This window comes from Bradyrhizobium sp. WYCCWR 13022 (assembly GCF_030435535.1).
Taxonomy (GTDB): Bacteria; Pseudomonadota; Alphaproteobacteria; order Rhizobiales; family Xanthobacteraceae; genus Bradyrhizobium.
Map to the genome: position 1 here is coordinate 1 of NZ_JAUIZJ010000054.1, position 3,039 is coordinate 3,039.

2 protein-coding genes and 2 pseudogenes are annotated in these 3,039 nt (G+C 63.9%); all 4 read right to left on the reverse strand.

Going from position 1 to position 3,039, the window contains the following annotated elements; genetic code table 11:
• The coding region (locus QY049_RS38880; protein ID WP_301270735.1) for a UPF0149 family protein at window positions 1–591 on the reverse strand (591 nt) is incomplete at its 3' end.
• Window positions 588–2,147 (reverse strand): IS66 family transposase, encoded by a 1,560-nt coding sequence (locus QY049_RS38885; RefSeq protein WP_128929539.1) that lies wholly within the window; start codon window positions 2,145–2,147, stop codon window positions 588–590. The genes QY049_RS38885 and QY049_RS38880, both read right to left, overlap by 4 nt.
• A gap of 50 nt (window positions 2,148–2,197) precedes the next feature.
• Window positions 2,198–2,552 (reverse strand): annotated as a pseudogene (tnpB, locus tag QY049_RS38890) (IS66 family insertion sequence element accessory protein TnpB).
• Between the two features lie 284 nt (window positions 2,553–2,836).
• A pseudogene (locus QY049_RS38895) lies at window positions 2,837–2,959 on the reverse strand (transposase); the annotation flags it as partial.
• Between the last annotated feature and the right edge of the window lie 80 nt (window positions 2,960–3,039).

A 3,039-nucleotide genomic window follows, 5' to 3' on the forward strand; every position in this document is an offset into this window, starting at 1 on the left:
CTGACGCATGGCCTCGACGACGTCCGGAATGTCGGCATGGGCGTTGCGCAGGAATTCCTCGGTCTCGCGGCCTTTCCTTGGTGGTCCAAGCAGTGGACGCCCTTGATCGTCGACGCAATGCAGCAGGATGGGCAGGAGCAAGCCGTGGTGTATGTTGCTGACGTCGAGCAGTGGGCCCCAGGCTGATAGTCGCAACCGCATGGCGGCATGGAATCCCTGACACCACGGCCGCGCATCAACGTCGCCATTCGGCTTGCGGCCATGGACCGGTGCGAACCGATGTGGTGCGGTGGAAAGAACATTACTGATGTCGTTGTGGCGCAGCGCGACGGCCGAAATCGCGGCGAACTCCGGCGTGCCGCCATGGTTGAATGCGTCGGCGTCGATGGCGAGCAGCGGACAGATCCAGTCGAGCGGACTCATCGACACCGGCCCGGCCACGATCGCGGCGACATAGCCGTCGAGCATGGGAAGACTGGTGGCGACGGGATGCTGCTCGGCACGAGCCTGTAGCCAAGGCTCAAGTTCGTCGAGCGGCATCGCGGCTGCCGCCATCGATGATGAAGATGATGAACGGCGGCGGCGGGTCATGCGGCCACCCGTGCGCTGAGCTCGCGGGTCGCCTTCCAGTTCCAGGGGAGAAGTTCGTGCAGCTGGTGGCTCTTGGTCTGACCGGAGACGATGCGCTCCAGCACATCGGCCAGATAGGCCTGCGGATCGAGTTCGTGGAGCTTTGCCGTATTGACCAGCGACGCAAGGATTGCCCAGCTCTCGGCGCCGCCCTCGCTGCCGCTGAACAATGAGTTACGGCGCCCCATCGCAATCGGGCGCATTGAACGCTCGACGGTGTTGCTGTCGACCTCGACGCGGCCATCGCGGAGAAATAGCGTCAGTCCGTCCCAGTGATTGAGCGTATAGTTGATGGCCTCCACTAGCTTCGATTGGGAGAACAGGTGGTCGAGCATCGAGGTCAGTCGCGCCTTCAGCACCTCCATCAGCGGTGCGGACCTGGTGCGGCGGGCGGCAAGCCGCTGTTCGGCGCTCAAGCCACGGATCTCGGCCTCGATGGCGTAGACCGCTTGCAGGCGCTCGATCACTTCGTGAGCGAACGGCGACTGCATCGTCTTGTACACCTCGACGAATTTGCGTCGGGCATGCGCGAGACAAAAAGCCAGCTGGATCGCCCCGCCTTGACCGCGGGCAAGCGCTTTGTAGGCGGCATAGCCATCCACCTGCAGAATGCCGGAGAAGCCGGCCAATTGCCCGGCGATCTCCTCGGTGCCGCGGCCATCCGCAAACACATAGGCGACCGCCGGCGGCGATGGGCCACCCCATGGGCGATCATCCATCGCATGCGCCCAGAACTGGCAGATACGAGTGCGATGTCGTCCGGGATCGAGCACCGGCATCGGCGTCTCGTCGCAGAACAGCCGCGGCGAAGCCTGGATCGTCCGCAGCTGAAGCTCATAAAGACTCTTAAGCCACCATGCCGCACGCTTCACCCAGCCGGCGAGCGTCGCGCGGTCGAGATGAAGGCCCTGACCGGCCAGGATCTGCACCTGGCGGTACAGCGGCAGATACCAGGCGAACTTCGAGATCACCACGTGAGCCACGAGTGCCGTCGATGCCATGCCGCTGTCGATCAGACGCGGCAGCACCTTCGCCTGCACCACGCCGTCGGTGCAGCCGCGGCAGGCGTATTTGGGACGAATCGTGCGCAGTACCCGCAGGATCGCCGGGATCACGTCCAGTACCTCGCTCACATCCTCGCCGATCCGGTGCAGAAGGCCCTGGCAGCACGGGCACGCTGTCGTGTCTGGCTCGAGCACCTGCTCGCAGCGAGGCAAATGCTTGGGTAGCGCGCCGATGTTGCGCCTCGCCTTCTTGCGCGGCTTCCCAGCCGGCTTCGTCGCAGGCAAATCGTCGTTGGCTGGCGCAGGTGATGTGACGCCAGTCGCGAGATCGTCCAGTTCGAGCGCGAGCTGCTCGGCCACGATCGCCGCCAGCCGCTCTGAGCGCTTGCCGAAGATCATCTCCTTCAGCGTCTGCATCGCCACACGTAGCTTCTCGTTCTCGGCGTCAAGCGCGAGCACCATCTCGGCCAGAGCCGCTGCATCGGTCGGAAGAGCTTCGGGACGAATCGCCATGATCGAACGATATATCCGCCCATCACAGGCTCCAGCAAAATCTTCGCCTCTCAGCCGACAACGGCCGGCTGCTTCACAGGCTTGTGTGAAACACGCGTCCACTCAAGTCCGTCGAGCAGCATCGCGAGTTGTGTCGCACTCAGATGCACCACGCCGTCGCGGACCGGCGGCCAGGTGAAGTGTCCCTGGTGCAGCCACTTCGTCACCAGCACCATGCCGCTACCATCCCATGCCAGAAGCTTCACTCTGTCCGCGCGCTTGCTGCGGAACACGAAGATGTCGCCGCAATACGAGGTTCGCGTGCAACGCTTCGCTCACCAGCGCCGACAGCGTGTGCACCGACTTGCGAAAGTCGACTGGCTGTGCCGCCAGCACCACCTTGAGGTCAGACCGTAATGCAATCAACGGATGCCCCGAAGCGCCGATAGCACTGTCGAAAGCGTCGCCAGCTCCACTCCGGGCTCGACCCGGATGCGTGCCCCGCCCAGCTCGATCTCGATCATTCCGCCAAGCTTGCCTGGAGCCGATGCCATCTGCGGCGGCACCTTATGCGCGCACGCTAACCGGTCCGACTCGTCTGCCGTCGCCGGACCGCTCTCGGAAGCGATCCGGACCGGCACGAAGCCTGGCGCCTGAAAGCTCACTGCCGTCGCGAACTTGCGCCGCCACACCGTCAGCAACCCACGGACAACGCCATGGCGCCGAGCGACCTCGGAAATATTGGCCCCTTCCTCGAAGCTCTCGGCCACGATCCGAGCCTTCTCTTCAGCCGTCCAGCGCCGTCGTCGACGCTGCCCTGTGATCACCTCGATCCGACGATAGGAGCCGCTTTCCTGCCTGGCATCAAGCCTGGCTTCATGCATGGCATCTGCCATAGCCCACCTCCAAAAAA

What these genes read in the sequence shown, in the direction of transcription:
- QY049_RS38885 (WP_128929539.1), bottom strand. Translation starts at nt 2,147, where the DNA reads ATGGCGATTCGTCCCGAAGCTCTTCCGACCGATGCAGCGGCTCTGGCC.